Here is a 25978-nt window from a genome sequence, read left to right on the forward strand (position 1 = left end):
GCCTCACACCCGCTGCTCACTCTGCTCCAGCACCGCCAGCGCCAGCCCGTTCGCCGGATCAATCCGGGTCGCGGGGAAGTACAGCTGGGTGTGCGTGGCGGTAAAGGCGAAGGCGTTGCCCTGCGCTGTGTCGCGCACCGCTTTGCAGAAAAGCTCGCTGGCGCTCCACGGGCAATCAATGATGATGGTGGCGGGGTTCAGCAGCAGCATGATCTGACTCAGCGCCGCACCGAGATAGCCCCCCGCCTGGGTCATCACCGTATCCACCACGCGTGGCGCACTGTCGCGGTTCTGCCAGCTCAGGCCAGGCTGATGCTGCGCCAGCAGCTGATTCACGGCAGGTTTGCTGACCAGCGCCTCCAGACAGCCGCGCCGGCCACAGCTGCAGCGTGGTCCGCCGGGCTGAACGATCAGATGTCCCGCCTCACCCGCGGTCCAGCTGTGCCCGGTAAACACGTCGCCATGCTGGATCAGTGCGCCGCCGATGCCTTCGGCAATCCGCAGATAAAAATGCCCGCTCTCCACGGAGAGTCCGTGCTGCTCGACGGCCAGCAGCGCTGCCGCTTTGACATTGTTCATGATGCGGATGGGCAGGCGAACGTGTCTGCGCAGCGTGCTCAGCAGGTCTACATCCTGCCATTCAAGCGGCAGGGAGAGATGCATCCAGCCCCGGCGGGGATCGACGATGCCGGGAAAGCCAAGGCCGAAGCCAAGCAGATCGGGATAGCGCTCTGTCAGTTCCCGGCAGAGCATCGCCAGCTCCGCCAGCAGGCGGGTCGGGTTACTGGTATCGGTGCGCAGCGTCTGTTCCGCCAGCACCTGCGAAAAGTAGTCGCAGACCCGCCAGTGGATGACGTTGCGTTCTACCATAATGCCCGCGCTCTTGAGCTTTTCCGGCCGCAGGGCGATGCCGATTTTAGGCCGTCCGGCGGCCGCCACGCTGACCGGTCCCAGCTCCTCAATCAGTCCCTGATCCAGCAGGTCATCAATGATGAGTGAGACGGTGTTCTTACTGAGTTCCAGTGCCTCCGCCAGATCCTGACGCGACGTGACGCGCAGTTTACGTAACCGGGCCATTACCCGTTTCTGATTGTTCAGTCGCAGGAGTGCAGGGCCTTTGCCGTTTGTTTTCATCACGGATCCACCCAACAGAGGAGACTGATTTCAGTGTATCAGCCCGTGAGAAACGTTGATCTGACACTTTTGTGTGCTGTTTCACACAACCTCGCTATCAGGGATAACCCTCGGCAGCAGGCGGGCGGGTAAGCGAAACGGTGCGCGTTTCGGATAAGAGTGAGGGAACGAGAGGGCAGCGGTGCGGCCCCGGGAGGAGAGCCGCACCTGTGGAGAGAGGCGTCAGCGCGCGGAGGAATTAATATTCGTCGCCGCGCACCCGGCTGCGGTAACTTTCCCAGTCAAACCGCACCCACAGGCTGTTGCCAAGCCGCATACGATCCATCACTCGCTCGCCCAGCAGGGCATTCATACCGGCATGGTCGAGGTTCGATAACATGCCGGTCGGGCGTTTGGAGGAGGAGCGGCGATCGACGATCTGGTTGATGATCACTTTTTCATAGCGCGATTCGCTCTGCATACCGATCTCATCAATCACCAGCAGGTCGACACTGCTCAGATCCTGAATCAGCCGCTCTTCGGTAATGCCGCTGCTGCCGCTGAAGGTGCCCTTCATGCTTGACATCAGGTCGGCGACCGTCACGATCAGCACGCTTTTGCCGCGCAGGATCAGGTCATTGCCGATCGCCGCGGCCAGATGGTTCTTACCGGTGCCGGGACGTCCTGAAAAGACAAAGCTGGCGATGCTGCCGTCAAATTCTGCGGCATACTGTCGTGCCAGCTCCAGCGCCTTACGCTGGCCCTCATTCTCAACCCGGTAATTATCAAACGAGCAGTTGATATGCAGTTCGCGAATGCCGGAACGGCCCATCACGCGCTGCATTTTCATGGCGCGGTTCTCGCGTACTATCGCCTCTGAGCGCAGGCGACCCTGCTCCTGATTCCACGCCAGCAACTCCTGGCCATTGGCAAATTTGGGGCGGGTGCCTTCAGGCATCATTTTTTTCAGACGGCTAAAGAGATCGTTTGGCGTTTTCATCATTCACCTCGGAAACCATCGGGAATGGTACGGTCAGGATCGGGCAACTGGGTGATATCACGCTTCGGTTGCCCGCCATTTGCGGCGCGGTTCATCTGGATGCTGCGCGCCAGTTTCTGCTGCCACTGGACATGATGGAACATCCGGCCTTCCGCCTGCCAGTAGGCGACAAAGGCCGCCAGCTCGCCCGGCGTGACGGCTTCAGCCAGCGCCACGCCCCAGATCGCGGCCTGGCGCGTAAAGTCGGCATCCGGCTGCCAGCCCGGATACATGGCGAACTTCCCGGCCGGTGTGTGGATCGCGGCGGGCGCATCGTCATACAGGCTGTCATCCAGCGCCACATCATTCGGTTGCCGGGCGGCAGCTTCCAGCGCCAGCAGCTCGGCCAGACGCGCCGGGGTGATGGCATACATCACCGGCGCATAGTTATCTAACACCGCCAGCGTGCCCTTTTCCGCCTGCTGCAGGGCAGTCAGCGGATCCTGTCGGAAGGCATCCAGGCCAATGAGCGTTGAAGTTAAGATTTTAGCTGACATGAAAAGACCTGAGGTTAACGAACACCTTGCGCCGGGAACCTGTCGCCGGCGCAGAAGGGGTTATTGTACCTTTTTTAACGGAGGGGATCGCTTAAAAAGCAGGAGTGCGGGTCAGTGCGAGGTCACCGGCGACGTGGCATGGCGGGCCGGTGCAGATTCCGGTGCGCGCACGCTAAGGGCAGCAGCGGTGGGGCGGGTCTGCCATACATAGCGAACCGAGGCGAGCCAGCACAGACTGTATCCCAGCAGCTCAGTCCCCTCTTCGGCCATGTTTTTCACCACCCGGTTGTAATCCCCCAGCATCAGGTGCTGCCACAGCACATGCACACCAAACAGTCGGGAGAAGACCAGCACCACTAAAAAGCCGGAGGCCATGACCGGCCAGCTGCGGTGCTGCAATAGTGCGGCCAGCGCATGCACGCTTTTTTTCGGCGTGCGCAGCGCGACGGCCAGTGAGCCCGCAGTGACGGCCAGCGCAAACCAGACCCAGCTGCCATGCTGAATGGCATCAAACACGAAGTCGAGTTCACGGATCAGCATACAGGCGTAAAAACCGGCGACCAGAGTCAGCGCCCCGCGCTGATCGGGACGGCGTCGGGCCGCGATAAAAAAGAGTGCGGCGATGGTCGCCAGCATCACTTCCTGAGTGGTTTCGGTCAATGAGGTCTCATGCAGTGCGTCGTTCATCCAGGCGACGTCGATGTAGACAGGAACGATGGTGAGGGCAAGAAACAGCGCTGCCAGCAGAAAAACCGCGATTTCGCGGCCAATAAGAGTGAGATCGTTGCGCATAGTGTTACCAGTATAATGATTAGCAGGCTCATTATATTTTAAACGCCCGACCGCCTTTCTCTTTTTATGCCCCGCTCAGAAGCTGGCGCTGAAGCCGAAGCTGTAAAGTTGCTGTTCCTGATTATTCAGCGCTTCGTTTTGTGAAAATGAGGCGAACGCCGCCAGATTGTCGTTCAGCGGCAGCTGCGCCCCAATACTCAGGTCGATGCCCTCGCTCTGATCCGGGCCGTTCGTCGCCTCGCGGCGGGGAGTCTGGGGCGTCTCCGCCAGCAGATAGCGATAGCTGAGCTGCGCCCAGGGCGATATCCATCCCTGCTGCGAATCGATGCGCCAGCCGACGCTGGCACTCTGCTCGCGACTCTGCTGATCGCTGTAGTCACATTGCAGACAGTTTATGGGTTGCGGATCGACGGCATACTGCGCCACCGGCCCGGTGGTAAGCGACGGCGCAACAGGCATCTCCACGCCAGCCCGGTAGCGTTTTCCCAGCGGGGTGGTGCCTGCGCTGCCGGTTTCACTGTGCAGCGCGATGGGTGAGGCGGTGGGAGAGTTAATGGCGGCTTCAAACAGGGCGCGGTTTTCGTCATTGAAGGTGAGGGGCGTCAGCGCGATCTTCTCTGCCAGTATCGTGTCGTAGTCCGGCAGAAAGTCGGCGTGCGGCGGCGCAGAGAGGCCGCTCCGGGCAAAAGCCGGTGCCATTAAGATTAACAGCCATGCAGCACAGCAGGTTCTCAGACCTTTCCAACCGCTTTTCGGCGACATCTCTTCTCCAGGCAGGGCTGAAGTTATTATCCGGCGTCGTAATTAAAATTCGCGCTGTCTCTGTTATTTAACCGCTGATCGTTTAACTATCAACCGATTAATTTTAAGATCAAGCGGACCGCTAAAATATTCTCGTTAAAAGGAACAAAGCGATGCAACGATGTGGTTGGGTAACACAGGATCCCCTCTATCTGGCTTATCACGACAGGGAATGGGGGGTGGCACAGAGAGACAAGCGTGCGCTGTTTGAGATGCTCTGTCTGGAAGGACAGCAGGCGGGACTCTCCTGGATCACCGTGCTGAAAAAGCGGGAAAATTATCGCGAGGCGTTTCACCAGTTCGATCCGCAGGCGATTGCGCAGATGGACGCGCCAGCGATCGACCGGTTGCTGCTGAACAGCGGCATAATCCGCCATCCCGGCAAAATCGCCGCCATTATCGCGAATGCCCGCGCTTACCTGGAAATGGAGGCGAAAGGTGAGGATTTCAGCCAGTTCGTCTGGCAATTTGTCGATAACGTGCAAATCGTTCACCATTACCCCGACTACAGCCTGGCCCCCACCACGTCAGAGCAGGCCATTGCGCTCTCAAAGGCGTTAAAGCAGCGTGGTTTTAAATTCATCGGCCCGACAATTTGCTATTCCTTTATGCAGGCCTGCGGGCTGATAAACGATCATCAGAGCAACTGTTTCTGCCATCCTGATGCCATTACCCGCTGATTCTTCATAAATCAGGATTTTTCCTCATACATCCCTGTTCCACAGGCGGCATAATCGTGCCACTTATGGGGAAGGTTTTCCCCTGTGTCTCGACTGTAAGGGAACAAAAATGCAGAAGAAATTAATCGCGATCACCCTGTTACTGAGCGGCAGCCTGGCCCTGCCTGGCTGCACCACCAATCCTTACACCGGTGAATCACAGGCGGGTAAGTCAGGCGTAGGCGCGGGCCTCGGCGCATTAGTGGGTGCCGGTGTCGGCGTGCTTTCATCGTCGAAGAAAGATCGCCGTAAAGGTGCCCTGATTGGTGCCGCAAGCGGCGCGGCACTGGGCGGTGGCGTGGGCTACTACATGGACGTGCAGGAAGCGAAACTGCGTGACAAGATGCGCGGCACTGGCGTCAGCGTGACCCGTAATGGCGATAACATCGTCCTCAACATGCCCAACAATGTCACCTTCGACTCCAGCAGCAGCAATCTGAAACCCGCAGGCGCAAACACCCTGACCGGTGTTGCAATGGTGCTGAAAGAGTATCCAAAAACGGCGGTAAACGTCGTGGGTTACACCGACAGCACCGGCACCCGTGCGCTGAATATGCGTCTCTCTCAGCAGCGTGCTGAAAGTGTCGCCAGCGCGCTGATCGTGCAGGGCGTGGCCAGCGATCGCCTGCGTACGCAGGGTGCAGGCCCGGATAACCCGGTTGCCACCAACAGCACCGAAGCCGGCAAAGCGCAAAACCGTCGTGTTGAGATCACACTCACCCCGCTGGGCTAGCCGTGGTCGCCCCCTCTCGGGGGCGCCCTTTTTTCTGGAAAGTCTCACGTTAAAAGCACCAGAAAGCGTTCTGTGGATAGAGCCAGCAGAGGCTTTATGGTAGCCTGATCAAAAATTGATCAGTGGAAATTCCCCTATGTCTCTTAAAGCCATCGCGGCGGTTTTAGGTCTCTCTGTCACCACCGTCAGCCGCGCCCTCAATGGTTACCAGGATGTCGCTCAGGAGACGCGTAAACGCATCGAAGCGGAGGCGCAACGGCGCGGCTACCGGCCTAATGCGGCGGCCAGACGGCTGAAAACCGGTCGCGCTAACGCGGTGGGCCTGGTCTGTCCGCCGGGAGCTTCGCCTCTGAGTGGCAGCGATTTCAGCGATATGTTACTGGCACTCGAGCATCACCTGGGCGGTTATGATATTAACCTGCTGCTGCTGACAGATAAGCAGCAGAACCCTCCGGCGCTCACCCGCCTGTTGCGCAGCGGGGCTGTTGATGCCCTGATTATCGGCCACACCCGGCCAGATGACTGTCGGCTTCATGCGCTGCTGCAGACCGATTTTCGCTTTCTGACGCTGGGTCGCAGCGATCTGCCCGCCACCTATGCCTGGTTTGATGTTGACCACCTTGCCGGTTCGCAGCTGGCGGTGGAGTGGTCGCTGGCACAGGGACGGCGGCGGATCGCCTGGCTTGGCAGTGAGGAGAACAGCAGCCGCGCGCGCGACCGGCGTCAGGGCTATCTGATGGCGCTGGGTGATCTCGCGCCTTATGCGATGGCGGCAGTGGCACCGACGCGCCGTGCCGGCTATCAGCAGACCCGGCAGTGGCTGGCAGAGGGGCCGATACCGGAGGTGATCATCACCGACTGTGGTGCGCTGGCGGAAGGCGCGGCTGTGGCGCTGCATCAGGCCGGACGCGCAGGGGGTGAGGATGCCATCCTGCTGGCAGGCTGGGAGGGATTACCGGGGGATGCGATTCTCGATCATCCCATTGTCGCGATTCGTCAGGCAACGCCACATCAGGCTGGAGAGCAGGTGGCGGAGATGATTGTCCGGCTGATCGAGGGGGCGCCGCCGGAGACGTTACAAACCCTGTGGCAGCCCTGGCTGCAATTACCGGCGTAGCGCTTTTTGCTCCGGGCTGCGCTTGTGCTAGTCTCTGCCGAATTTATAATTTTGCAGGATATCTCATGAAAACCAGGCCGCCTCGCGCCACCATCAGCGATGTTGCTCACGCGGCTCGGACCGGTAAAACCAGCGTTTCACGTTATCTGAACGGTGAACTACATCTGCTCTCCGCCGATCTGAAAGCGCGGATTGAACAGGCGATAGCGGACCTCAGCTATCGTCCGAGCCAGATGGCACGCGGTCTGAAACGCGGGCGTACGCGCCTGATTGGGCTGATTATCGCCGATATCACTAACCCCTATTCCGTCGATGTCATGAGTGGCATTGAAGCCGCCTGTCGTGAGCAGGGCTTTACGCTGCTGATGTGTAATACCAACAACGAAGTGGATCTGGAGCAGCACTACCTCCAGCTGCTGAGCAGTTATCAGGTTGAAGGCATCGTGGTTAATGCGGTCGGGATGCGCGAAGAGGTGCTGAATCATCTGCAGCAGTCCCTGCTGCCGATGGTGCTGATTGACCGCAAAATCCCCGATTTTCCCTGCGATGTGGTGGGCCTGAACAACGCCGAAGCCGCCGAAACCGCTACGCGCCATCTGGTCGACAATGGCTATGAGGTATTGATGTTTCTCAGTGAACCGCTGGGCAGTGTCAATACGCGCCGCGAGCGTCTGCAGGCGTTCCGCCATCTGCTGGCGGCGCATCCGCAGGTTGAGCATCAGAATGTGGAAGTGGTGCTGCATCAGCCCGATGCGCTCGACGCGGCGCTGCTGGCATTTCATCAGCAGCATGCGGGCAAACGCTGTGCGGTGATGGTCGCCAACGGGGCGCTGACGCTGCAGGTGGCGCGATCGCTGCAGCGACTCAACCTGCAGTGGGGCCGCGATATCGGCCTGCTCGGTTTCGATGAGCTGGAGTGGGCGGCGCTGGCCGGTGTCGGGATTACCACGCTGAAACAGCCGACCTGGCAGATTGGCTTCAGCGCGCTGGAGCGACTGATTGCCCGTATTGATGGCAGTGACCTGCCGGTTGCCGAACAGGTGTTCTCCGGCGAGCTGATCGTTCGCGGCTCCAGCCAGCCGCTTCCCTGAGGTTCAGGTTTGTTCTTACTTCGGGCTGAGCGGGCAAATCAGAGAGTGTGTCGTTAAGGTATTGTCGAAAGGGACGAAAGAAGCCTGCTCAGGACAGGCTTCTTACTGGCTTACAAAGGCAGGCCGGAGAGAGTTAAATTAACAGCACACACGCTGAGAGGGCCTGGGCCTGGCGTCGAGAAAACTTTTATATTATCAAACCATTCATCCGGGCTTCCCCGAAGATAATAAAGTTTTTTTCTGGCTCGCCTGAATCACTCATATTCACGGAGCCAGCAACGCGTTCGGCTTCTGACTTATCTATGTTTCTCATTCCGATCTCCTTAATTTGCATCCGTGTAGTCGTATATTTTCGATAACCTTTTCTAAGGATTCCTGCCTGAGGATGTCGCCCGTTAATAGCGTTACGGGCAGATTATTATATTCTTTTCTTACTTTTATTTTGTCTATCTCTTTTTTCTGCCAAAGACCGCATGCCGCCCAGGCTTTACCTTCAGGTGTGGCGGTTGCAGATTCCATCACACTTTCAAATATCTTTACAGAGTTGTTATCTTTTAAAGCTTTTCCATATATCAGTTGTTGCGGCATTTCCTTCGCAATAAATCCATTGAAGCCCATCGAAAATAGAGTGGCAGTGGAGAGTTCCTTTTCTATGTCCTGATCGGGTTGGGCTGAAACCGTTGTTAATCCTGAAGCAAGTAATAGTGTTATTAAAATCCATTTCATCTGCAAAACCTCCGTTTGCTATCTTATTACCGACTATAAATGACGCTGAGCAATAATAGGATGGAAATAAAGGAATTAAATTTAACAGCATCATAAAATGACGGTTTTTGTTTTTTCCGATCCGTTTTTGCATTAATCCCGCTAACGCTTTTCAGTGACGATGACTTCATAGCTATCCGGATCCCTCTTAACATGATAAAAATCCTCACTTTTTTCATTCAGCGGATCTGACTGAAATGCACTTAGCGTACAATCCTGCGTTTGTAAGCCTCAGACCTCTCTTCGTGCTCGCTTCGTGAGCACGATCATAGTTTCACAGTTTGCTGCTTTGCTTTGGAACCGGTTCCATTTAGGGTTTTTGTATCCGCTACGCGCAAAAACCTGCCATGGAGCAGAACATGAAACCTGACATCATTGTGGTGACCGCCGCTTATGGCCATGCGCAGATCGCCGCACTCGGCGGCCAGACTTCGCTGCTGCCGATCATTCAGCAGGCTGGTGCTGATGGCGTCGAAATCCGCCGCGAACTGCTTGATGACGCGGCGCTGGCCGATCTGCCCGCACTGGCGCAGGCGGTGGCACAGCATCAGCTTCAGGCCAGCTATTCGGTGCCCGATACGCTGTTTTGTGACGGCGGCGAAATCAATCCGCGCATAACCCACTACGTTGAAGAAGCACGCCAGTTAAATGCGCAGCGGCTGAAAGTCGCGCTGGGACATTTCACCGGTGCACTTCACCGTGAAACGCTGCAGGCGCATCTGGCAGCACTGCCGTGTGAACTGACGGTGGAAAACGATCAGACCGAACAGGGCAAACTCGCACCCTCCGTCGCGTTTTTCACGGCGATCAGGGAAGCCGGGCTACCGATCACGATGACCTTCGACATGGGGAACTGGTGCTGGACCGGCGAAAACGCCTTCCAGGCCGCGCAGCAGCTGGCTGCGCAGGTCGGCTATGTGCACGTCAAAGCCGCCGTTCCGCATCAGGAGAGTTTCCGGGCAATTGCGCTGGATGAGGCGGACGCTGGCTGGCGTGACCTGCTGCAACAGCTGCCCGGCTCGGTGCCGCGCGGTATTGAATTTCCGCTGGAAGGCGACGATCTGATTGCGGTGACGCGCCACTATGTGTCGCTGCTGCGCAATGTGTAAGGAGTAAAAATGAGTCATCACACCCAATATCACAACGGTCCGCTTGATGTGGTCACCATCGGCGAAGCGATGGCGATGTTTGTCGCCCGTGAAACCGGCGATCTCGCCGCCGCAGAGACCTTTGTTAAACGCGCAGCAGGCGCAGAACTCAATGTCGCGACCGGCCTGGCGCGTCTTGGCCTGAAAGTGGGCTGGGTCAGCCGGGTTGGCGATGACGCTTTTGGTCGCTTTATCTGCCAGCAGCTGAAAAAAGAGGGTATTGACCACGCCCGGGTCACGGTCGATAACCGTTATCCCACCGGTTTCCAGCTGAAATCCAAAGTCGATGATGGCTCTGACCCGCTGGTCGAGTATTTCCGTAAAGGCTCGGCGGCCAGCCATCTGTCGGTTGACGATTTTGACGCGGACTACTTTGGCTCGGCTCGCCATCTGCACCTCAGCGGGGTGGCGGCAGCGCTCTCAGAGAGTTCACTGGAACTGCTGAAGCACACGGCCAAAGAGATGCGCGCGCGCGGGAAAACCATTTCGTTTGATCCGAATCTGCGGCCGGTGCTGTGGCGCAGTGAAGAGGAGATGCGTAAGCAGCTCAATCTGCTGGCGGAGTATGCCGACTGGGTACTGCCAGGCGAAAAAGAGGGGCTGATCCTGACCGGCTACCGTCAGCCGGAAGCGATTGCAGATTTCTATCTCGATAAGGGTGTGAAAGCGGTCGTGATTAAAACTGGTTGTGACGGCGCCTGGTATAAAACCGCACAGGGTGAACAGGGACAGGTGGCGGCGATAAAAGTCGACAACGTGGTCGACACCGTAGGGGCCGGTGACGGTTTTGCCGTTGGCGTGATCAGCGCCCTGCTGGAAGGTCAGACGCTGCCGCAGGCGATTCGCCGCGGCAATAAAATTGGTTCGATGGCGATTCAGGTCATTGGTGACAGCGAAGGTCTGCCGACGCGTCAGCAACTGGGCGACGAGTAGTTCACGCGCCCCTCTACAGACACAGGAGTTCCCGATGAAAAAGCAGACAATCGCGCCAAAACGCTGGTGGTTCATCATGCCCATCGTGTTTATCACCTACAGCCTGGCGTATCTCGATCGTGCAAACTTTAGCTTCGCCTCTGCCGCCGGGATTAATGACGATCTTGGCATCACCAAAGGCATGTCCTCGCTGCTGGGCGCGCTGTTCTTCCTGGGATACTTCTTTTTCCAGATCCCGGGCGCAATCTATGCCGAACGCCGCAGCGTGAAGAAACTGATTTTCGGCTGCCTGATCCTGTGGGGTGGCTGTGCATCGCTGACCGGTGTGGTCAGCAACATTCCGATGCTGGCAGCGATTCGCTTTGTGCTGGGCGTGGTGGAAGCAGCGGTGATGCCGGCCATGCTGATTTACATCAGCAACTGGTTTACCAAATCGGAACGTTCGCGCGCCAATACCTTCCTGATCCTGGGGAACCCGGTCACGGTGCTCTGGATGTCGGTGGTATCGGGCTATCTGATCGAATCCTTCGGCTGGCGTGAGATGTTTATCATTGAAGGGATTCCCGCGGTCATCTGGGCGATTGCCTGGTGGTTCCTGGTGCAGGATAAGCCGTCTCAGGCGCGCTGGATGAGCGATGCAGAGAAAGCGGCCCTGCAGGCTGAGCTGCAAAAAGAGCAGGAAAACATCAAGGCGGTGCGTAACTACGGTGAAGCGTTCCGCAACCGCAATGTGATCATCCTCTGCCTGCAATATTTTGCCTGGAGCATCGGTGTGTATGGCTTTGTGCTGTGGCTGCCGTCGATTCTGCGTAACGGCACGCAGATGGGCATGGTTGAAGCGGGCTGGCTGTCAGCGGTGCCTTATCTGGCGGCAACCATTGCGATGGTCGTGGTCTCCTGGGCGTCGGACAAAACCCAGAATCGTAAGCTCTTTGTCTGGCCGCTGCTGCTGGTGGGGGCGCTGGCGTTCCTTGGCTCTTACCTGGTCGGCTCAAGCAACTTCTGGGCCTCCTACACCCTGCTGGTGATTGCCGGTGCCGCGATGTATGCGCCTTACGGACCGTTCTTCGCCATTATTCCTGAGATGCTGCCACGCAACGTCGCGGGCGGGGCAATGGCACTGATCAACAGTATGGGTGCACTGGGGTCATTTATCGGTTCATGGATCGTCGGCTATCTTAATGGGGCGACCGGCAGCCCGGCAGCCTCCTACATCTTTATGGGTTCGGCTCTGCTGGTGTCGGTGTGGCTGACGCTGATAGTGAAACCGGCGCAGAACAAAGCGCCGCCGCTGCGGGGCGCAAAACCGGCCTGAAAGCGTAAACGCTGAAGCGGGCTGGCCCGGTGCAGCTCCACAACGCCTGCGCCGTTCGCACAGGCCTTGCCGGGCCTGTACGGAGGCCGCCCGGGCGTAAACGTCAGCCTCTGTTTTCTCCGGGCGGCCCGCAAGCCGCCCGCTACTTATTTGTTTGATCGGGAGCCACTGAATGAAACCCGCTGTAATTCTCTATAAAAAACTGCCTGACGACCTCTATGCGCGCCTGGCTGAACAGTGTGACGTGACGGAAGTGAGCAATCTTTCGCCAGAGAGCCAGCAGCAGCACGCTGCGGCGTTCCGCCAGGCCGAGGGTCTGCTGGGATCGGGCGGAAAAGTGAATGGTGAGCTGCTGGCGAACATGCCTAATCTGCGCGTCTGCTCCAGCGTCTCGGTGGGCTATGACAATTTTGACGTGGCGGCGCTGAATGCGCGTCATGTGGTGCTGATGCACACCCCGACCGTGCTGACGGAAACCGTGGCTGACACCATGATGGCGCTGGTGCTGAGCACCGCGCGTCGGGTGCCGGAGCTGGATGCCTGGGTCAAAGCGGGCCACTGGCAGAAGAGCATCGGACCGGCGCAGTTCGGCATCGACGTACACCATAAAACGCTGGGCATTCTCGGCATGGGACGGATCGGGATGGCGCTGGCGCAGCGCGCCCACTTTGGCTTCGGCATGAAAATCCTCTACAACGCGCGCCGTGAGCATGAGGAGGCGCAGTCGCGCTTTGGCGCGCAGCGCTGCGAACTGAAAGCGCTGCTGCAGCAGAGTGATTTTGTCTGCATCAGCCTGCCGCTGACTGACGAAACCCACCATCTGATTGGGGCCGCCGAGCTGGAACTGATGAAGCCGGATGCGGTACTGATCAACGCCGGTCGCGGGCCGGTGGTGGATGAGAAGGCGCTGATCGCCGCGCTGCAGGCGGGCAAACTGCACGCCGCCGGGCTGGATGTGTTTGAGCAGGAGCCGGTTCCTGCCGACTCTCCGCTACTGTCGCTGCCGAACGTGGTGACGCTGCCGCACATCGGTTCTGCCACCCACGAAACCCGCTACGGCATGATGCAGGATGCGGTAGAGAATCTTATCGCCGCGCTCGGCGGAAACGTCGATAAAAACTGCGTTAACCCTCAGGCGCTGAAATAATCGCCACGCCTTTCCATTGCGCCCGCCGATGGCGGGCGTTATGGTGAACCCCCGATTCGCAATCACAAATTTTTAACCGCTATGTCCTTTTCTCAGTTCGGCGACAAATTTACCCAACATTCCGGCATTTCACGTCTGATGGAAGATATGGGCGCAGGCCTGCGTACGCCCGGCACCATCATGCTTGGCGGCGGTAATCCGGCGCAGATCCCGGCCATGAACGACTACTTTCAGCAGCTGCTGCAGCAGATGCATGAGGAGGGCAAACTCAGCGAAGCACTGTGCAATTACGACGGCCCGCGCGGCAAAGCGACGCTGCTGGAGTCGCTGGCCGGGCTGCTGCGCGACCAGCTTGGCTGGCCGATTACCGCGCAGAATATTGCGCTGACCAACGGCAGCCAGAGCGCCTTCTTCTATCTGTTTAACCTGTTTGCCGGTCGCCGCGCCGACGGCAGCAAAAAGCGGGTGCTGTTTCCGCTGGCGCCTGAGTACCTCGGCTATGCGGATGCCGGTCTGGAAGAGGAGCTGTTTGTTTCGGCGAAGCCGAACATTGAGCTGCTGCCGGAGGGACAGTTTAAATATCATGTCGATTTCGAGCATCTGCCGATGAACGATGAGGTCGGGCTGATCTGCGTCTCGCGTCCGACCAACCCCACCGGCAACGTGATCACCGATGAGGAGCTGATCCAGCTGGATGCGCTGGCGCAGCAGCATGATGTGCCGCTGCTGATCGACAATGCCTACGGCGTGCCGTTTCCCGGCATCATCTTCAGCGAAGTGCGTCCGCTGTGGAATCCCAACATTATTCTCTGCATGAGCCTGTCGAAACTCGGCCTGCCGGGCGCGCGCTGCGGCATCATTATCGCAGACGAGAAGATCATCTCTGCGCTGAGCAACATGAACGGCATTATCAGCCTGGCCCCCGGCAGTATTGGCCCGGCCATCGCCAATGAGATGATTCGTCGCGGCGATCTGCTGCGGCTCTCTGAAGAGGTGATTAAGCCGTTTTATCAGCAGAAGGTTGCGCAGACGATTGCGATCCTGCGCCGCCATCTGTCAGAAGAGCGCTGCCTGATCCACAAGCCGGAAGGGGCGATTTTCCTCTGGCTCTGGTTCCGCGATCTGCCGATCACCACGGAAACGCTCTATCAGCGGCTGAAAGCGCGCGGGGTGCTGATGGTGCCGGGCCACTTCTTCTTTCCGGGGCTGGAGCAGGCGTGGCCGCACACCCACCAGTGTATGCGGATGAACTACGTGCCGGATGCGGAGAACATCGAGCGGGCGGTGCAGATTCTGGCGGAAGAGGTGGAGAACGCCTGGCGCGATAGCTAAGCCTGCGCGTCGGTTAACGACAGCTGGCACCACTGCGCCAGCTGTCGGATCGCCTGTTCCACTTCCGCATTCCAGCCAAAACCGGCATTCAGCCGGAAACAGTGATCGTAGCGCTGATCGGTGGCAAAAATATGGCCTGGCGCAATCCCGATGCCCGCGTTGCGCGCCTTCAGAAACAGCTCGCGCACGTTCAGCGCCTGCGGCGGCATGGCGACCCACAGCACATATCCTCCTTCCGGGTCGGAGACCGTTGTCCCGGCCGGAAACTCCCGCAGCACCGACTGACGCATTTCGCTGATTTGCCGCGCCAGTTCACGCCGCAGCTTGCGCAGGTGAGCATCATAGCCGCCGCTGCGCAGCAGTTCCGCCACCGCCGCCTGCGACAGCACCGAGGTGCCCATGGTGGAGGTATATTTCAGCGAGGCGATCTTACGCATGTAGTTGACGCTGTGGACCCAGCCGATGCGGATGCCGGGTGCCACGGTTTTCGAGAAGCCGCTGCAGAGAATAGCGTTGGGGCTGAAGGCGCGCATCGGGAAAGGGCGGCGCTCACCAAAGGCGGTATCGCCAAAAATATCATCCTCAATGATCACCACATCGTTTTCATCGGCCTGGCGCGCAATATAGGCTTTCTGCTCGTTGGGAATGCTTTTTCCCAGCGGATTGTTGACGTTGCACAGCGTCAGAAAGACCCGCACCGCTTTGCGCTGAAACAGACGGGTGAGGGTTGCCACATTCACATAGCCTTCCGGCCCGGCTTCCACTTCAATCACCCGTAAATTGAGGTTATGCAGCATCTGCAGCAGGACGAAATAGCAGGGGGACTCCACCGCCACCACATCGCCTGGCTGGGTGGTGGCGCGCAGTGACAGCGAGATCGCCTCAATGCAGCCGTTGGTGATCAGAATATCGTCGGCGCTGATATTGCAGCCGTAATCGACCGCGCGCCGGGCAATCTCCGTTTTCAGCGGCGCATAGCCGGTGCCCTTCACCGTGTTACCGAGCAGGGCGGGTTTGCTGTAACCCATCTGGCGCATCAGCAGGCCAATCCGCCTGATCGGATAGAGGGCACTGTCGCCGTTCGCCAGATCGAGGCGCACCCGGCAGTCTGATCCGAGCATCGCCAGATGCAGTTCGGTCTGCTCATCCAGCGGGGCGATGGCGCGGGGCTGTTCGCTGACGGCGGGTAACGCACGCGAAGCGGGCCGCTGTGGGGCAACAAAAAAGCCCGACTTCGGGCGGGCGACGGCGTAGCGCTCATCTTCCAGCGTACGCAGGGTTTTCAGGGCGGTGGTGAGGCTGACATTGTACTGTGTCGCCAGGGTGCGCACCGAAGGCAGACGGCTGTCGGGTGCCAGTGAACCGGCATGGATCGCCTGTTTAATCTGTTCTGCTATCTGGCGATAACGGCTGCTCTGACTCTCCTGTTCCCCGATAACCCCGGTCATCTGTTCCACCCCATATCGCGCTGATCTGTGCATATTCAACAGAGTACATTCAAAGTACTTTAGGCTGCATCTCTTAATTATTCATGACGCTAAACGGCGCACAGCGCCCGGCTGCCGTAGGCCTGTGGCCATAACGGCAGGCCGTTCACCTAAGGAAAATGTGAAAGATGAATAATCTGCCCGCCATGATGAAAGCAATGGAAGCGTACCTCTCACCGGCCATCATCGCGTCGGCTCAGCGCTGTTCGGCCCGTCTGCTGGCGGCGTTACCCGATAAGCAGCCTGAGAACAACCGCGTCCTGCTCGCCTATGGCGGCGGCAAAGACAGCAGCTACATGGTGGCTTACGTGCGCTACATTCAGGGGCTGATCTGGCAGCAGCAGGGTACCACCTTTCATCTGCGGGTCAGCACCAACCGTCACGCGGCGATGAACCAGCGCGTCATGGATAATATTCATCGCGTTTATCAGTCGCTGGCGATGCATGACGATGAATGGGTGACCTGTCTGGTGGTGGATGGTCTGCTGATCCGCCCTTTCGCCCGCGATCTGCCGATGCCGGACAGCGTGCGTGAGCAGAACCGCAACGATGTGCTGATGAATGGCCACCGCTTTCGCGCCGATGCGCGCTCCACCTTCTGCAACGCCTGCAACCTCAGCATGGTCAACTCCTTTGGCCTGGCGGCGGACTACAACGGCGGTGTGGATATGATTATCACCGGCGATTCGCCGCAGGAGCAGGCCGCCTATGTTGCCTGGGCGCGTCACCTCTCACGACTGTTTGATGCGCCGGTCGCGGAAAAGAGCCGTGGCTTCAGCGGGTTCCTGCAGACGCTGGATGGCGTCGCAGAGCGCTACTTCAGCGACATCTACGGGGCCGGCCAGCTCACCCCCGCGCACCGCATCACCCACCAGCTGGCGCGCGATCCGCTCTTCTTCAATATCTATCAGGACACGGCCTATGAAGCGGGTGCGCACTGGGCGCTGCTCAGCGACTTTATGGGCTTCCGGTTTGATGAACTGATGTTCAGCTTTTCTGAGTCCGACTGCGGTAACCCGACGCTGATGGCGCATCTGCGCGGACTGCGGGCCGAAACGCTCCTGCAGCGCAGCTACGCCGAGGGGATCCGGGAATATGTGCGTTTTGCGCTGGGGCTGATGGTGAAGAAAGATTTTCCCCCGCAGCTGATCGACGAGATGGCGGCGCGCTATCAGGATGACGCCGCGATCCGGCAGCAGCGGCAGCGCGCAGCCGCGTTCGCCGTGCAGGCGTTTGACCTCAGCGAAGCGCAGCTGATCTGCATGATCTACTCGCCCTTTCTGGGACAGGGCCAGCAGCTCGGTCACTGGCTGACCGGGCAGCAGATCGCGCTGGAGGAGGCGGCTATCCGCGACCTGCTTGAGCAACGCAGTCAGGATGTCGCGCTGGCCAGGGCGTTAACGCACCTCTCCGGCATGACGCTGACACAGATGCGCCACTGCTGGCAGAGCAAGCCGGTCAGTTCGCTGCTGGAGGGCAAAAGCCCCGATCCCCTGTCGCGCGTGCTGCGCTTCGATCCCCATAAAGCGGTGATTCAGGTCAGTAACGGTGTGCTCAATGACACGGTGACAGAAGTCATCTCCGGGCGATAACCCGGTAAGGCGAGGCGATGAAAAAGATTTTTCTGCAAATTGGCGCCACCCGCGATGGACAGAACCCTTACTGCGCGGTGGCAAAGCGCGAAGGCTATTTCACCGTGCTGGCGGAAATGGGCGACTTTGTCGATTACCAGTCACTAAGCCTGGCGCTGCCTTTTGATCTGATTATTCGCCTCGACCGCCCTGAGAATCCGTGGGAGGTGATGCAGGCTTATCTGCACGCCGGTTTACTGGCGCATCCGCTGGTGGTGCTGGCGGGCTTTGAAGCTTACAACGCCAGCGCCGGGCGACTGCGCGACATGCTGGCCGGGCCGGACGCGCCCGCCGCCTTTATCCCGCTGGATAAATATGCGCAGCGCATGGCGCTGAAAAAAGCCTGGCCGCGCTTCCCGCAGCCGGAGTTCCGCTTTTTTGCCTCGCCGCTCAGCATTCTGGATGCGGAGCAGGCGCTGATCTACCCCTGCGTCGTCAAACCGGTAGATGGCGGCGGCGGGCTGGGCATCTGGCTGATTGAGCGGGCCGATCAGCTGCGCAGCGTGGTGAAGCAGCTGGTGCAGACCATGAACTATGGCGGGCGCGGCTTCAGCGGCTTTATCGTGGAAAGCGCCCTGATCGGCGAGGAGTTTTCGCTGCAGGGTGTGGTCGCGCAGGGACATCCCCGGGCGCTGACCTGCTGCCAGAAGGTGATTGAGCAGCACCGGGACAGCGAAGGCTGCGTCAGCTTTTATGAGTCGGGGCATGTGGCGATGGCAGCAGCGGCGCTGCCCGCCGCGTTCAGCAGTCTCATGACCTTCTGCTGCGAAACCTTTGGCTATCGTCAGGGCGCGTTTCATATCGATTTCATTGTGGTCAACGGCGTGCCGCATTTTCTGGAGATGGGGTTCCGGCTCTCTGGCATGGGGGTGGCGACGCTGGTTGAGGAGGCGACCGGTATCAACTGGGCTGAGGTGACTTTCCGGCTGGAGGCGGGGGGCACCCTGCCTGCCTTTGCCCTGAGCACGTCACGCGCTGTCGGCCAGCTGCGCCTGCGCCAGCCCGCACAGCTGCAGGCGGCGGAACGCTGGATTGAACAGCATCAGCAGGGGGCGCTGTTACCCCCCCTCCGGTTGCCTGCGTTGCAGGTGTCATCCCGCTCATCGCTCTACGCCGATCTGACCCGTCACGCCGGCATTCTGGCGACCTTCAGCCTCAGCGCTCCGACGCGGGAGCCCGTTATGACCCTTTTTCAGCAGGTGATTGCCGCGCAGCCGGTGACCGCCGGGAGAGACAAAGTATGTGCAGAATGATTCTGGCGCATGGCAGGTTCGACAGCGCTCAGATTCTGGAGGCGGCGCGCGCCATGAGCTGCGGCGAAGGAGCCGAACACGATGGCCCAATCAAATCCCACCCCAACGGCTGGGGCTGCCTGTGGCTGGAAGCGGGGGAGATCCGCACCCTGCACGGCACGGGCGCATTTGCGGAAGCGCTGCCGGACATCGATGTGGATCGGCTGCGCAGTCCGTTTCTGGCTGTGCATGTGCGCCACGCCACGCTGAGTAAAAATCAGGGGCTGGCCTTTTCTCATCCGCTGACGCGCCACAGCGCGGGTCATCAGTGGTACATGATGCACAACGGCTTTCTGCCGACCATCCACCGCCAGCTTGGCCTGGCGGAATCCCGTTTCGATTCAGAAGAGTACCTGCGCTACCTGGTCGATCAGACCACGCCCGCCGACTTCACCCGCGACTATCTGCGCGCAAAGATGGCGCAGGTGGAACCCGGCGGCAGCGCAGGCAATGCCATTTTCGTCACCCGTGACAAAGCCTGGGCGTGGCAGTGGTATCCCCACGACACCCCCTGGCCTGACTATTTTACGATGCATTTTCGGCAACAGGAGGATTGCACGCTGATCGCTTCTGAACCCGTAACAATACCAGGCAGCGCCGGCAGCTGGCGGCGAATGAACAATCATGAACTCTATGAAATTCCGTTTAGGGAGTGATAAACATGGCTATTTTCAATCAGTTCCGCGTGATTAATCCCAGCATGTTTGTGGAGTCGACCTGGCTGGATGACATCGTCACGGCGCGTGTGCCGCTGCTGGTGCTGCGTAATTTCCTGACGCCGGAGGTGCGGGAAGCGGTGGTGGCGGATCTGCAGCGCTGCCGGGAAAAGATCCGTGTTTCTCACTATCCGAATGGCGCGCTGACCACGCTCGGTCCCTATCTGGCGCGTCACACCGCAGAGCCCGATAACTATTTTACCGAGCTGCGCGATATCCAGCCGGCGCTACCCCCTTCACTCACCACCCTGCGTGAGCAGATCTACCTCTGGGTTCAGCATGCGCTGCGGCTGGAGAGCCTGCGCATCGCCCAGGAGCCGGGCCACGGCGACTATGCCGGTTCTATCGTGCGGTTTCATGCCGATGGCGTCGCGAACCCGTTACACAACGACAATATCGTGCGTGATGCCGCCGGAAGCGGGCTGGCGGTGACGCAGATTCTCCATCAGCTCAGCTGTGTGGTCTGCCTGCAGGAGTGCAACGCGGGCGGGGCGCTGCGGATCTACAACAAAAAATGGGCACCGGAGGATGAGCGGTTCAAAACGGCCGGTGAGCTGGGCTATCCCGCTGAGGTGATTGAACACAGCGAAGTCTGCGAATTTTCACCACGCAGTGGCGATATCTATCTGTTTAATCCCGCTTTTTATCACGAGATTGATCGGGTTGAAGGTGATACCCGCATCACCATGGGATTCTTTTTCGGGCTGACCGATAAAAAAATGAAACACGCTATCGCCTGGAGTTAATCCGGTCCGGGCCAGACAAGGAGAGGGATATGACGACGTTTGAAAAAATCACCGCGCTGCTGGATCAGCATCAGGCCAGCTACCGCGTCGTGGAGCATGAGGCGATAGGGCAGACCGACCAGATCAGCCAGATACGCGGTAATGCACTGGGTCAGGCGGCTAAGGCGATGGTGCTGGAGGTCGTCATGCCGGACGGCGCGCCGCCGCGTCCGCTGCTGGCGATTGTGCCGGGCGACTGCCGGATCAATTTTAAAAGTGCGGCGCGCGCTATCGGCGGAAAGAAATCCTCTTTCGCCGCGCCGGAGCTGGCGCAGGCGCTGACCGGCTGTGTGATGGGCGCGGTGCCGCCATTCAGTTTTGATGACCGGCTGGCGCTGCGGGTCGATACCCGGCTGCAGCAGGTCGGAACGTTATGGTTTAACGCGGGCGAGCTGGATAAATCGATCGCGCTGGCTGTAGATGACTATTTTCGCATCGTGGGGGAAGCGTGCTGTGCTGATATCGCGACCCCGATTGCGATCACCGCCTGACGGCGGCTCAAGGAGTTTCTGATGTCGGTAAAAGATATGCTGTTAGCGTTGTGCGTGGTGGTGGCGTGGGGCGTCAATTTTGTGGTGATCAAGCTGGGGCTGCAGGGGATGCCGCCTTTTCTGCTCGCCGGACTGCGATTCACGCTGGTCGCCTTCCCTGCCATTTTCTTTGTGCGCCGTCCGCCGATCCCGCTGCGCTGGCTGGTGGTTTACGGTATGACCATCAGTTTTGGTCAGTTTGCGTTTCTCTTCCTGGCGATTCAGCTCGGTATGCCAGCAGGCCTGGCCTCCCTGGTGCTGCAGGCGCAGGCGTTCTTTACCCTGCTGCTGGGGGCGCTGCTGCTGGCGGAGAAGCTGCGCTGGAACCACATCACCGGGATTATCATCGCCACGCTGGGGATGTTTCTGCTGGCGACGGCAGGCATGGAGGGACAGACCAGCGCCGGCATTACGCTGACGACCATGATGCTGACGCTGTCGGCGGCCCTGTCATGGGGGCTGGGTAACATTACCAACAAGATCATTATGCGGAATCGCAGCGTGCCGATTATGTCGCTGGTGGTCTGGAGTGCGCTGGTGCCGGTCATTCCTTTCTTTGCCTGCTCGCTGCTGTTTGAGGGGCAGGAGGCTATCGTCAGCAGCCTGCTGCACATCGGGCTGCAGACGGTACTGGCGCTCTTCTATCTGGCCTTTGTCGCCACCATCGTCGGCTACGCCATCTGGGGAAATCTGCTCAGCCGCTACGAAACCTGGCGCGTTGCTCCGCTGTCGCTGCTGGTGCCGGTGGTCGGGATCATTACCGCTGCGCTGGTGCTGGATGAGCATCTTTCCGGGCAGCAGATGCTGGGCGCCTCGGTGATTATTGCCGGCCTGTTGATCAACGTGTTTGGCGGCGTGCTGGGACAGCGTTTCGCGATGCGAACGCAGCCGTAAGGGCAAGGCCGGCGTCAGATATAAGAGCAAAAAATATCGCCTTGAGGTCAGGTGACAGGCTCAGGGAGCATACGCCTTTCGCAAAGACGCAATAGACGCCATCCCTGGCATGCTCAGCGCGGCCCATCCCTGGTCCGCGATGCTTTGCTACAGGCGTATGCTCCCATCGCTTTGAAATTATCAGCCGTCTGAAACAGGGGATCGGAGCAACATTTTTTGCCTTATGAATCTCCACTGATCTTAAAAACGAAAAACGCCGCATTAGCGGCGTTTTTTATGGTTACTTCATAAATTACTTCAGAATCTCAATACGGCGTGGTTTGGCTTCTTCCGGCACCAGACGTTCAAGATCGATACTCAGCAGACCATTTTCGAGACGGGCGTCGCGCACCACAATGTGGTCGGCAAGCTGGAATTTACGCTCGAAGTTACGCTCAGCGATACCCTGATACAGGTATTTACGCTCGGCCTGCTCTTCCGGATGGGCACCCCGTACAGTCAGCACATTGTCGTGCGCTGTGATATCAAGCTCGCTCTGAGAGAAACCGGCCACCGCGATGGTAATGCGGTAGTGATTTTCATCGACCAGTTCAACGTTATAGGGAGGATAACCCCCGTTGCTCTGATTCTGGTTAGATTCGAGCAGGTTAAACAGGCGATCGAAACCGATAGCTGAGCGATAAAGTGGGGTGAGATCAAAGTTACGCATATTAAGACTCCTGAATTTCAGCAAGTTTTGGCAACCTTCCACTACTGGACAGGCTGGATCCGGCACCTCACTGTCCCTTTCGGCGACGGTGAGCGCGTCCGTAAACTAAAAATGGGTGCCAGAGAAGAATTTTCAAGCGTGCAGAATGCAATTTTTTTCGCCAATCTCAGGAAATGACATACACTCAGAACACCTTTTGTCAGACCCGAACGGACTTCGCCCCAGAGTGTTGACGTTGTCTGGCAAGCCAACTCAGCCCGGCGCATGTCAGGGCTGAAGGGATGATGATAATGAAATTGATGAAGACCTTACCTCTGGCTGGAATGGTTTGCTGCGCAATGGCGACAACCGGTTGTTCCAGCGTGATGTCACACACAGGTGCGAGTCAGGGCTATTATCCAGGCACCCGGGCCAGCGCGGATATGCTGACCGACGGGGACACCAGCTGGGCGCTGAAGCCGCTGGCGCTGATCGATCTTCCTTTCTCCGCCGTGATGGATACGCTGCTGCTGCCGTGGGACTACTACCGCAGCGACAAAGATAAATCACTCGACTCCCCGCGGGAACGCATTCTGCAGAGCGAAAAGCTGGCGCACACGCAGGAGAGCCTGGCGCAGGCGCAGCCTATGCCTCCGCTGCGCCCTCAGCCGCAACCGTAAACAGCTGCCGCCAGCCCTCCACCTCACGCATATACGCAATCTGCGTGCCGTCAGGTGACCAGACAACCGCGTCGCCTGAGGGGGCGTCATCCGTTCTGCGCGTCAGACGCTGGCACTCGCCGCTCTCAGCGTCACATCGCATCACGCTGTTATCACAGATAAAGGCAATGGCCTGGCCATCAGGATGCCAGCTGAAGGCGGACTGAATGCTGCTGCCGAGACGGGTCACCTGACGCGGTTCGCCGCCGTTGGGAGAGACCGTCCAGAGCTGGATCACCCCTCCCTCATCTGCCATCAGAAACGCAATCTGGCTGCCATCGGGCGCGCTGCGCAGCCAGTGGCGCGGTTGCAGCGCCAGACCACGACCGTACGTCAGACGGCGCTGCCTGACGCCAGCCGGGGGCGCAGGCAACTGCTGGCTGCTGCCCTCCAGCGGGCTGGCACCAGCCCGGGCGTAATCGTCCAGGGCTTCGGGCAGATCAACAACAAACACTTCAGGACGCTTCTCGCCCTCCGCCGTCAGCGTGTCGCCGATGAACGCGATAGCCCAGCGCTGCCAGCGGCCGTCCGGTTTCTGATAGCCGCGGTTACCGATCCAGCACTCTTCATAGGCGCGGTTGATCTGGTCACTGCCCGGCTGCGGTGCCGGATGCGTCTCGCTCACCAGCAGGCAAAAGTAGCTGCCGTCATACTCCCGTGGATGCTGCTTAACCGGCGTGACTGCGCGCAGCGGCACCGCGATGCCGACGTTGCGCAGATCCAGCCGGCTATCCCGTTCATGCATGACATGGTCATTGTAGGTAAAGCTCAGGCGTGAACCGTCGGGACTGAAGACATGCACATGCGACCCGCCCCGCAGCGCGCCAGGCGTAAAGGGGGGCGTGATATCGCAGGCATCCAGATTGATGGCGGTGGCGTTCTGAACGATCACCCCGCGGCGGTGATGGAAATCATACTGCCACCGGGCATCGGGATGTTCCGGGCCATGAATGCAGACGTAGCGCGGCGGCATATCGGGGCTGACCGTCACCACGCCGACATGAGCCCCGTGCTGTGCCTGATAGAGCACCTCCACCTCACCGGTCATCACATTGACCCGCTCAATGGTCTGGCTGGTAAAGGAGGCGCCCGAAGGACGCACGTCAAATGCCAGCCACTGGCTGTCGGCAGTCCAGACATTGATATTGGTGAGCTGATGCTGACGGGCAGCAAAGGTGATCTGTTTTTCTGACATGGTGAAACCCGTGCAGGAAGCGTTGCCCGACAAATTACGCGATTCTGTTTCGCGCTGCAGCTTTTTTACCGGGTTCCGGGCCAGCGCGGCCCGGAAAGCGCAGGGCGGTTACAGCACTAACTCTTCAATGGCATGTGCGACGCCATCTTCCATATTGGTTTTCGTGATGAACTGAGCGATAGCCTTGACCGAATCAATGGCATTGCCCATGGCGACACCTGTGCCGGCATACTCAATCATCGCCAGATCGTTCTCCTGGTCACCTATCGCCATCACCTCTTCCTGCTTCAGGCCGAGCTTCTCCGCCAGCATTCTGACGCCCTGACCTTTGTTGACCCGGCGATCGAGGATTTCGAGGTAATAAGGCGCACTCTTCAGGATGGTGTAGGTCTGCTTAGCATGCTCTGGCAGGCGGGCAATCGCCGCGTCGAGCAGAGCCGGACGGTCGATCATCATCAGTTTTGGGAAGCGCGTCGCGCGGTCCATCTCTTCCACCGCACGATAGCGCACCGGAATCCCGGTCAGGCTCGCCTCATGGATGGTGTATTCGCTGATATCTTTGTTGGGCGTATAGAGATGGGATTTGTCGAACGCCTGGAAATGGACGCCAAGTTCACGCGCCAGCTGCTCAATGTAGAGGTAGTCGTCAAAGGTCAGCGTCACTTCCGCCACGCACTCACCATCTTCAGCCTGATGAACCAGCGCGCCGTTGTTACTGATCGCGTACTGGCCGGGGGTCTGCATATCCAGCTCCATCAGATAGCGCTGGATACCCACAAACGGCCGGCCGGTGGTCAGCACAATCGATACCCCCTGCTGGCGGGCGCGATCAAGGGCAGATTTCACCCCCGGCGTGATCTCATGCTGCGGATTGAGCAGGGTGCCATCCATGTCGATAGCGATCAATTTAATAGCCATAGAGTCCTCGTTGCGTCTGGGTTTGGTTCAATGCTAGCGCGATTCAGCGCGTATTGACCAGTTTCATAGCAGGCGGGCACCCCCGGCCGACCGTCAGCGTCAGGCGGTAAACAGATCGCGGTGAATTTTAATCACGGCTTTTCGGATAATGGCGGGTTCACCCGGCGCGCAGCAGGGGCGATGAATATCGTGCGGAAAAAAGATCGCGAACATGCCGGGCAGCAGCGTGATCACCGACTCATTCAGCGTCTTCTGATAAAAGACCACGTCGCGTTGCTGAGCAAAATCCTCGGTCACTCGCTGATCGGGGTGGGCGCGGGCCACGCCGATATTCTCGCTGCCGGCCAGCAGAAACTGAATGTCGATGTAGCTGAAGTGGGATTCTGCCCGACGCGCGCTCGCCGGTTCGGTCATCATCTCCTGCACCAGGCAGAACATCTTATCCTCAGGCAGGATGGCATATTTACCGGTATCGAGCTGGCTGAAGTCGGTGTCAGTTATCCAGCGTATCGCCTGATCGATAACCGGATGAAAGGCGTGACGTTCTCTGTTCCAGTCGTGACAGTCGCAGACAATCATAA

At 58.9% G+C, this 25978-nt stretch carries 28 protein-coding genes; 16 read left to right on the forward strand and 12 right to left on the reverse strand.

Features of this window, described 5'->3' with window-relative positions:
• Positions 1-3: 3 nt before the first annotated feature.
• The 5 genes from F3I47_RS16465 to F3I47_RS16485 all read right to left on the reverse strand — a co-directional run bounded on the left by F3I47_RS16465 (position 4) and on the right by F3I47_RS16485 (position 4203).
• A complete protein-coding gene (locus F3I47_RS16465) occupies positions 4-1134 on the reverse strand; it encodes an ROK family transcriptional regulator (RefSeq protein ID WP_150029959.1) in 1131 nt (376 codons plus the stop codon).
• 238 nt (positions 1135-1372) lie between these two features.
• Positions 1373-2113 (reverse strand): DNA replication protein DnaC, encoded by a 741-nt coding sequence (dnaC, locus tag F3I47_RS16470; RefSeq protein ID WP_009088239.1) that lies wholly within the window; start codon positions 2111-2113, stop codon positions 1373-1375.
• Positions 2113-2649: a primosomal protein DnaT gene (gene dnaT / locus F3I47_RS16475; RefSeq protein ID WP_009088241.1), complete on the reverse strand. Its 537-nt coding sequence runs from the start codon at positions 2647-2649 to the stop codon at positions 2113-2115. The genes dnaC and dnaT overlap by 1 nt, the downstream gene beginning before the upstream one ends.
• Before the next feature lie 111 nt (positions 2650-2760).
• A complete protein-coding gene (locus F3I47_RS16480; RefSeq protein ID WP_150029958.1) occupies positions 2761-3441 on the reverse strand; it encodes a hypothetical protein in 681 nt (226 codons plus the stop codon).
• A gap of 75 nt (positions 3442-3516) precedes the next feature.
• On the reverse strand, positions 3517-4203 hold the full coding sequence (locus tag F3I47_RS16485) for an autotransporter (protein WP_150029957.1): 687 nt from the start codon (positions 4201-4203) through the stop codon (positions 3517-3519).
• Positions 4204-4355: 152 nt separating this feature from the next.
• Between F3I47_RS16485 and F3I47_RS16490 the strand changes: the two genes are divergently transcribed.
• The 4 genes from F3I47_RS16490 to F3I47_RS16505 all read left to right on the forward strand — a co-directional run bounded on the left by F3I47_RS16490 (position 4356) and on the right by F3I47_RS16505 (position 7902).
• Positions 4356-4922: a DNA-3-methyladenine glycosylase I gene (locus F3I47_RS16490; protein ID WP_150029956.1), complete on the forward strand. Its 567-nt coding sequence runs from the start codon at positions 4356-4358 to the stop codon at positions 4920-4922.
• Positions 4923-5031: 109 nt separating this feature from the next.
• Positions 5032-5694, forward strand: a complete 663-nt coding sequence (locus tag F3I47_RS16495) for an OmpA family lipoprotein (protein ID WP_009088249.1) — start codon at positions 5032-5034, stop codon at positions 5692-5694.
• Positions 5695-5830: 136 nt separating this feature from the next.
• A complete protein-coding gene (locus F3I47_RS16500; RefSeq protein ID WP_150029955.1) occupies positions 5831-6811 on the forward strand; it encodes a LacI family DNA-binding transcriptional regulator in 981 nt (326 codons plus the stop codon).
• Between the two features lie 65 nt (positions 6812-6876).
• The gene (locus F3I47_RS16505) at positions 6877-7902 is read left to right on the forward strand and encodes a LacI family DNA-binding transcriptional regulator (RefSeq protein ID WP_058957185.1); all 1026 of its coding nucleotides are present in this window, start codon (positions 6877-6879) and stop codon (positions 7900-7902) included.
• Positions 7903-8089: 187 nt separating this feature from the next.
• Here the strand turns inward: F3I47_RS16505 and F3I47_RS22625 are convergent, their stop codons facing one another.
• A complete protein-coding gene (locus F3I47_RS22625; RefSeq protein WP_255461651.1) occupies positions 8090-8215 on the reverse strand; it encodes a hypothetical protein in 126 nt (41 codons plus the stop codon).
• Complete coding sequence (gene mchS3, locus F3I47_RS16510; RefSeq protein ID WP_150029954.1) at positions 8212-8628, reverse strand: MchS3 family protein; 417 nt, start codon at positions 8626-8628, stop codon at positions 8212-8214. Before mchS3 ends, F3I47_RS22625 begins: the two co-directional genes overlap by 4 nt.
• A gap of 398 nt (positions 8629-9026) precedes the next feature.
• Here mchS3 and F3I47_RS16515 point away from each other — a divergent pair, with 398 nt between their 5' ends.
• From F3I47_RS16515 to F3I47_RS16535, 5 genes are all read left to right on the forward strand, one after another.
• Positions 9027-9776, forward strand: coding sequence for a sugar phosphate isomerase/epimerase (locus F3I47_RS16515; protein ID WP_150029953.1), 750 nt, complete (start codon positions 9027-9029; stop codon positions 9774-9776).
• A 9-nt stretch (positions 9777-9785) separates the two neighbouring features.
• Complete coding sequence (locus F3I47_RS16520; RefSeq protein ID WP_046100903.1) at positions 9786-10748, forward strand: sugar kinase; 963 nt, start codon at positions 9786-9788, stop codon at positions 10746-10748.
• Between the two features lie 34 nt (positions 10749-10782).
• Positions 10783-12063: an MFS transporter gene (locus F3I47_RS16525; protein WP_009088258.1), complete on the forward strand. Its 1281-nt coding sequence runs from the start codon at positions 10783-10785 to the stop codon at positions 12061-12063.
• A 172-nt stretch (positions 12064-12235) separates the two neighbouring features.
• A complete protein-coding gene (ghrB, locus tag F3I47_RS16530; protein WP_150029952.1) occupies positions 12236-13210 on the forward strand; it encodes a glyoxylate/hydroxypyruvate reductase GhrB in 975 nt (324 codons plus the stop codon).
• Positions 13211-13291: 81 nt separating this feature from the next.
• Complete coding sequence (locus F3I47_RS16535) at positions 13292-14542, forward strand: valine--pyruvate transaminase (protein WP_150029951.1); 1251 nt, start codon at positions 13292-13294, stop codon at positions 14540-14542.
• On the opposite strand, the gene F3I47_RS16540 is transcribed toward F3I47_RS16535, so the two are convergent.
• A complete protein-coding gene (locus F3I47_RS16540) occupies positions 14539-15990 on the reverse strand; it encodes a PLP-dependent aminotransferase family protein (protein ID WP_150029950.1) in 1452 nt (483 codons plus the stop codon). The two genes, F3I47_RS16535 and F3I47_RS16540, sit on opposite strands and share 4 nt — an antisense overlap.
• Positions 15991-16157: 167 nt before the next feature.
• Between F3I47_RS16540 and F3I47_RS16545 the strand changes: the two genes are divergently transcribed.
• From F3I47_RS16545 to F3I47_RS16570, 6 genes are read left to right on the forward strand one after another with little or no spacing between them, the layout of a single operon-like run.
• Positions 16158-17621 carry a hypothetical protein gene (locus F3I47_RS16545; protein WP_150029949.1) on the forward strand — a complete coding sequence of 488 codons (1464 nt, stop codon included), beginning with the start codon at positions 16158-16160 and terminating at the stop codon, positions 17619-17621.
• A 17-nt stretch (positions 17622-17638) separates the two neighbouring features.
• Positions 17639-18913 carry an acetyl-CoA carboxylase biotin carboxylase subunit family protein gene (locus F3I47_RS16550; protein ID WP_046100906.1) on the forward strand — a complete coding sequence of 425 codons (1275 nt, stop codon included), beginning with the start codon at positions 17639-17641 and terminating at the stop codon, positions 18911-18913.
• Entirely contained in the window at positions 18901-19608 is a 708-nt protein-coding gene (locus F3I47_RS16555; protein ID WP_033736116.1) for a class II glutamine amidotransferase, read from the forward strand. Before F3I47_RS16550 ends, F3I47_RS16555 begins: the two co-directional genes overlap by 13 nt.
• Before the next feature lie 5 nt (positions 19609-19613).
• Positions 19614-20414: a hypothetical protein gene (locus F3I47_RS16560; protein WP_046100908.1), complete on the forward strand. Its 801-nt coding sequence runs from the start codon at positions 19614-19616 to the stop codon at positions 20412-20414.
• A gap of 29 nt (positions 20415-20443) precedes the next feature.
• Entirely contained in the window at positions 20444-20944 is a 501-nt protein-coding gene (locus F3I47_RS16565; RefSeq protein ID WP_046100909.1) for a YbaK/EbsC family protein, read from the forward strand.
• A gap of 21 nt (positions 20945-20965) precedes the next feature.
• A complete protein-coding gene (locus tag F3I47_RS16570) occupies positions 20966-21877 on the forward strand; it encodes an EamA family transporter (protein ID WP_009088275.1) in 912 nt (303 codons plus the stop codon).
• 292 nt (positions 21878-22169) lie between these two features.
• Here F3I47_RS16570 and ibpA read toward each other — a convergent pair whose 3' ends face one another.
• The gene (gene ibpA, locus F3I47_RS16575; RefSeq protein WP_009088277.1) at positions 22170-22586 is read right to left on the reverse strand and encodes a small heat shock chaperone IbpA; all 417 of its coding nucleotides are present in this window, start codon (positions 22584-22586) and stop codon (positions 22170-22172) included.
• 290 nt (positions 22587-22876) lie between these two features.
• Between ibpA and F3I47_RS16580 the strand changes: the two genes are divergently transcribed.
• A complete protein-coding gene (locus F3I47_RS16580) occupies positions 22877-23245 on the forward strand; it encodes a YceK/YidQ family lipoprotein (RefSeq protein ID WP_033736117.1) in 369 nt (122 codons plus the stop codon).
• Here the strand turns inward: F3I47_RS16580 and F3I47_RS16585 are convergent.
• From F3I47_RS16585 to F3I47_RS16595, 3 genes are all read right to left on the reverse strand, one after another.
• Positions 23211-24479, reverse strand: coding sequence for a DUF3748 domain-containing protein (locus F3I47_RS16585; protein ID WP_150029948.1), 1269 nt, complete (start codon positions 24477-24479; stop codon positions 23211-23213). The two genes, F3I47_RS16580 and F3I47_RS16585, sit on opposite strands and share 35 nt — an antisense overlap.
• 108 nt (positions 24480-24587) lie before the next feature.
• Positions 24588-25397 carry a sugar-phosphatase gene (gene yidA / locus F3I47_RS16590; protein ID WP_140923983.1) on the reverse strand — a complete coding sequence of 270 codons (810 nt, stop codon included), beginning with the start codon at positions 25395-25397 and terminating at the stop codon, positions 24588-24590.
• Positions 25398-25496: 99 nt separating this feature from the next.
• Positions 25497-25976 carry a YhcH/YjgK/YiaL family protein gene (locus tag F3I47_RS16595; protein WP_009088284.1) on the reverse strand — a complete coding sequence of 160 codons (480 nt, stop codon included), beginning with the start codon at positions 25974-25976 and terminating at the stop codon, positions 25497-25499.
• Positions 25977-25978: the final 2 nt, after the last annotated feature.

It is taken from the genome of Pantoea sp. M_10 (genome assembly GCF_008631515.1).
GTDB classification, from domain to species: Bacteria; Pseudomonadota; Gammaproteobacteria; order Enterobacterales; family Enterobacteriaceae; genus Pantoea; species Pantoea anthophila.

What these genes read in the sequence shown, in the direction of transcription:
- F3I47_RS16465 (WP_150029959.1), bottom strand. Translation starts at nt 1,134, where the DNA reads ATGAAAACAAACGGCAAAGGCCCTGCACTCCTGCGACTGAACAATCAG.
- dnaC (WP_009088239.1), bottom strand. Translation starts at nt 2,113, where the DNA reads ATGAAAACGCCAAACGATCTCTTTAGCCGTCTGAAAAAAATGATGCCT.
- dnaT (WP_009088241.1), bottom strand. Translation starts at nt 2,649, where the DNA reads ATGTCAGCTAAAATCTTAACTTCAACGCTCATTGGCCTGGATGCCTTC.
- F3I47_RS16480 (WP_150029958.1), bottom strand. Translation starts at nt 3,441, where the DNA reads ATGCGCAACGATCTCACTCTTATTGGCCGCGAAATCGCGGTTTTTCTG.
- F3I47_RS16485 (WP_150029957.1), bottom strand. Translation starts at nt 4,203, where the DNA reads ATGTCGCCGAAAAGCGGTTGGAAAGGTCTGAGAACCTGCTGTGCTGCA.
- F3I47_RS16490 (WP_150029956.1), top strand. Translation starts at nt 4,356, where the DNA reads ATGCAACGATGTGGTTGGGTAACACAGGATCCCCTCTATCTGGCTTAT.
- F3I47_RS16495 (WP_009088249.1), top strand. Translation starts at nt 5,032, where the DNA reads ATGCAGAAGAAATTAATCGCGATCACCCTGTTACTGAGCGGCAGCCTG.
- F3I47_RS16500 (WP_150029955.1), top strand. Translation starts at nt 5,831, where the DNA reads ATGTCTCTTAAAGCCATCGCGGCGGTTTTAGGTCTCTCTGTCACCACC.
- F3I47_RS16505 (WP_058957185.1), top strand. Translation starts at nt 6,877, where the DNA reads ATGAAAACCAGGCCGCCTCGCGCCACCATCAGCGATGTTGCTCACGCG.
- F3I47_RS22625 (WP_255461651.1), bottom strand. Translation starts at nt 8,215, where the DNA reads ATGAGAAACATAGATAAGTCAGAAGCCGAACGCGTTGCTGGCTCCGTG.
- mchS3 (WP_150029954.1), bottom strand. Translation starts at nt 8,628, where the DNA reads ATGAAATGGATTTTAATAACACTATTACTTGCTTCAGGATTAACAACG.
- F3I47_RS16515 (WP_150029953.1), top strand. Translation starts at nt 9,027, where the DNA reads ATGAAACCTGACATCATTGTGGTGACCGCCGCTTATGGCCATGCGCAG.
- F3I47_RS16520 (WP_046100903.1), top strand. Translation starts at nt 9,786, where the DNA reads ATGAGTCATCACACCCAATATCACAACGGTCCGCTTGATGTGGTCACC.
- F3I47_RS16525 (WP_009088258.1), top strand. Translation starts at nt 10,783, where the DNA reads ATGAAAAAGCAGACAATCGCGCCAAAACGCTGGTGGTTCATCATGCCC.
- ghrB (WP_150029952.1), top strand. Translation starts at nt 12,236, where the DNA reads ATGAAACCCGCTGTAATTCTCTATAAAAAACTGCCTGACGACCTCTAT.
- F3I47_RS16535 (WP_150029951.1), top strand. Translation starts at nt 13,292, where the DNA reads ATGTCCTTTTCTCAGTTCGGCGACAAATTTACCCAACATTCCGGCATT.
- F3I47_RS16540 (WP_150029950.1), bottom strand. Translation starts at nt 15,990, where the DNA reads ATGACCGGGGTTATCGGGGAACAGGAGAGTCAGAGCAGCCGTTATCGC.
- F3I47_RS16545 (WP_150029949.1), top strand. Translation starts at nt 16,158, where the DNA reads ATGAATAATCTGCCCGCCATGATGAAAGCAATGGAAGCGTACCTCTCA.
- F3I47_RS16550 (WP_046100906.1), top strand. Translation starts at nt 17,639, where the DNA reads ATGAAAAAGATTTTTCTGCAAATTGGCGCCACCCGCGATGGACAGAAC.
- F3I47_RS16555 (WP_033736116.1), top strand. Translation starts at nt 18,901, where the DNA reads ATGTGCAGAATGATTCTGGCGCATGGCAGGTTCGACAGCGCTCAGATT.
- F3I47_RS16560 (WP_046100908.1), top strand. Translation starts at nt 19,614, where the DNA reads ATGGCTATTTTCAATCAGTTCCGCGTGATTAATCCCAGCATGTTTGTG.
- F3I47_RS16565 (WP_046100909.1), top strand. Translation starts at nt 20,444, where the DNA reads ATGACGACGTTTGAAAAAATCACCGCGCTGCTGGATCAGCATCAGGCC.
- F3I47_RS16570 (WP_009088275.1), top strand. Translation starts at nt 20,966, where the DNA reads ATGTCGGTAAAAGATATGCTGTTAGCGTTGTGCGTGGTGGTGGCGTGG.
- ibpA (WP_009088277.1), bottom strand. Translation starts at nt 22,586, where the DNA reads ATGCGTAACTTTGATCTCACCCCACTTTATCGCTCAGCTATCGGTTTC.
- F3I47_RS16580 (WP_033736117.1), top strand. Translation starts at nt 22,877, where the DNA reads ATGAAATTGATGAAGACCTTACCTCTGGCTGGAATGGTTTGCTGCGCA.
- F3I47_RS16585 (WP_150029948.1), bottom strand. Translation starts at nt 24,479, where the DNA reads ATGTCAGAAAAACAGATCACCTTTGCTGCCCGTCAGCATCAGCTCACC.
- yidA (WP_140923983.1), bottom strand. Translation starts at nt 25,397, where the DNA reads ATGGCTATTAAATTGATCGCTATCGACATGGATGGCACCCTGCTCAAT.
- F3I47_RS16595 (WP_009088284.1), bottom strand. Translation starts at nt 25,976, where the DNA reads ATGATTGTCTGCGACTGTCACGACTGGAACAGAGAACGTCACGCCTTT.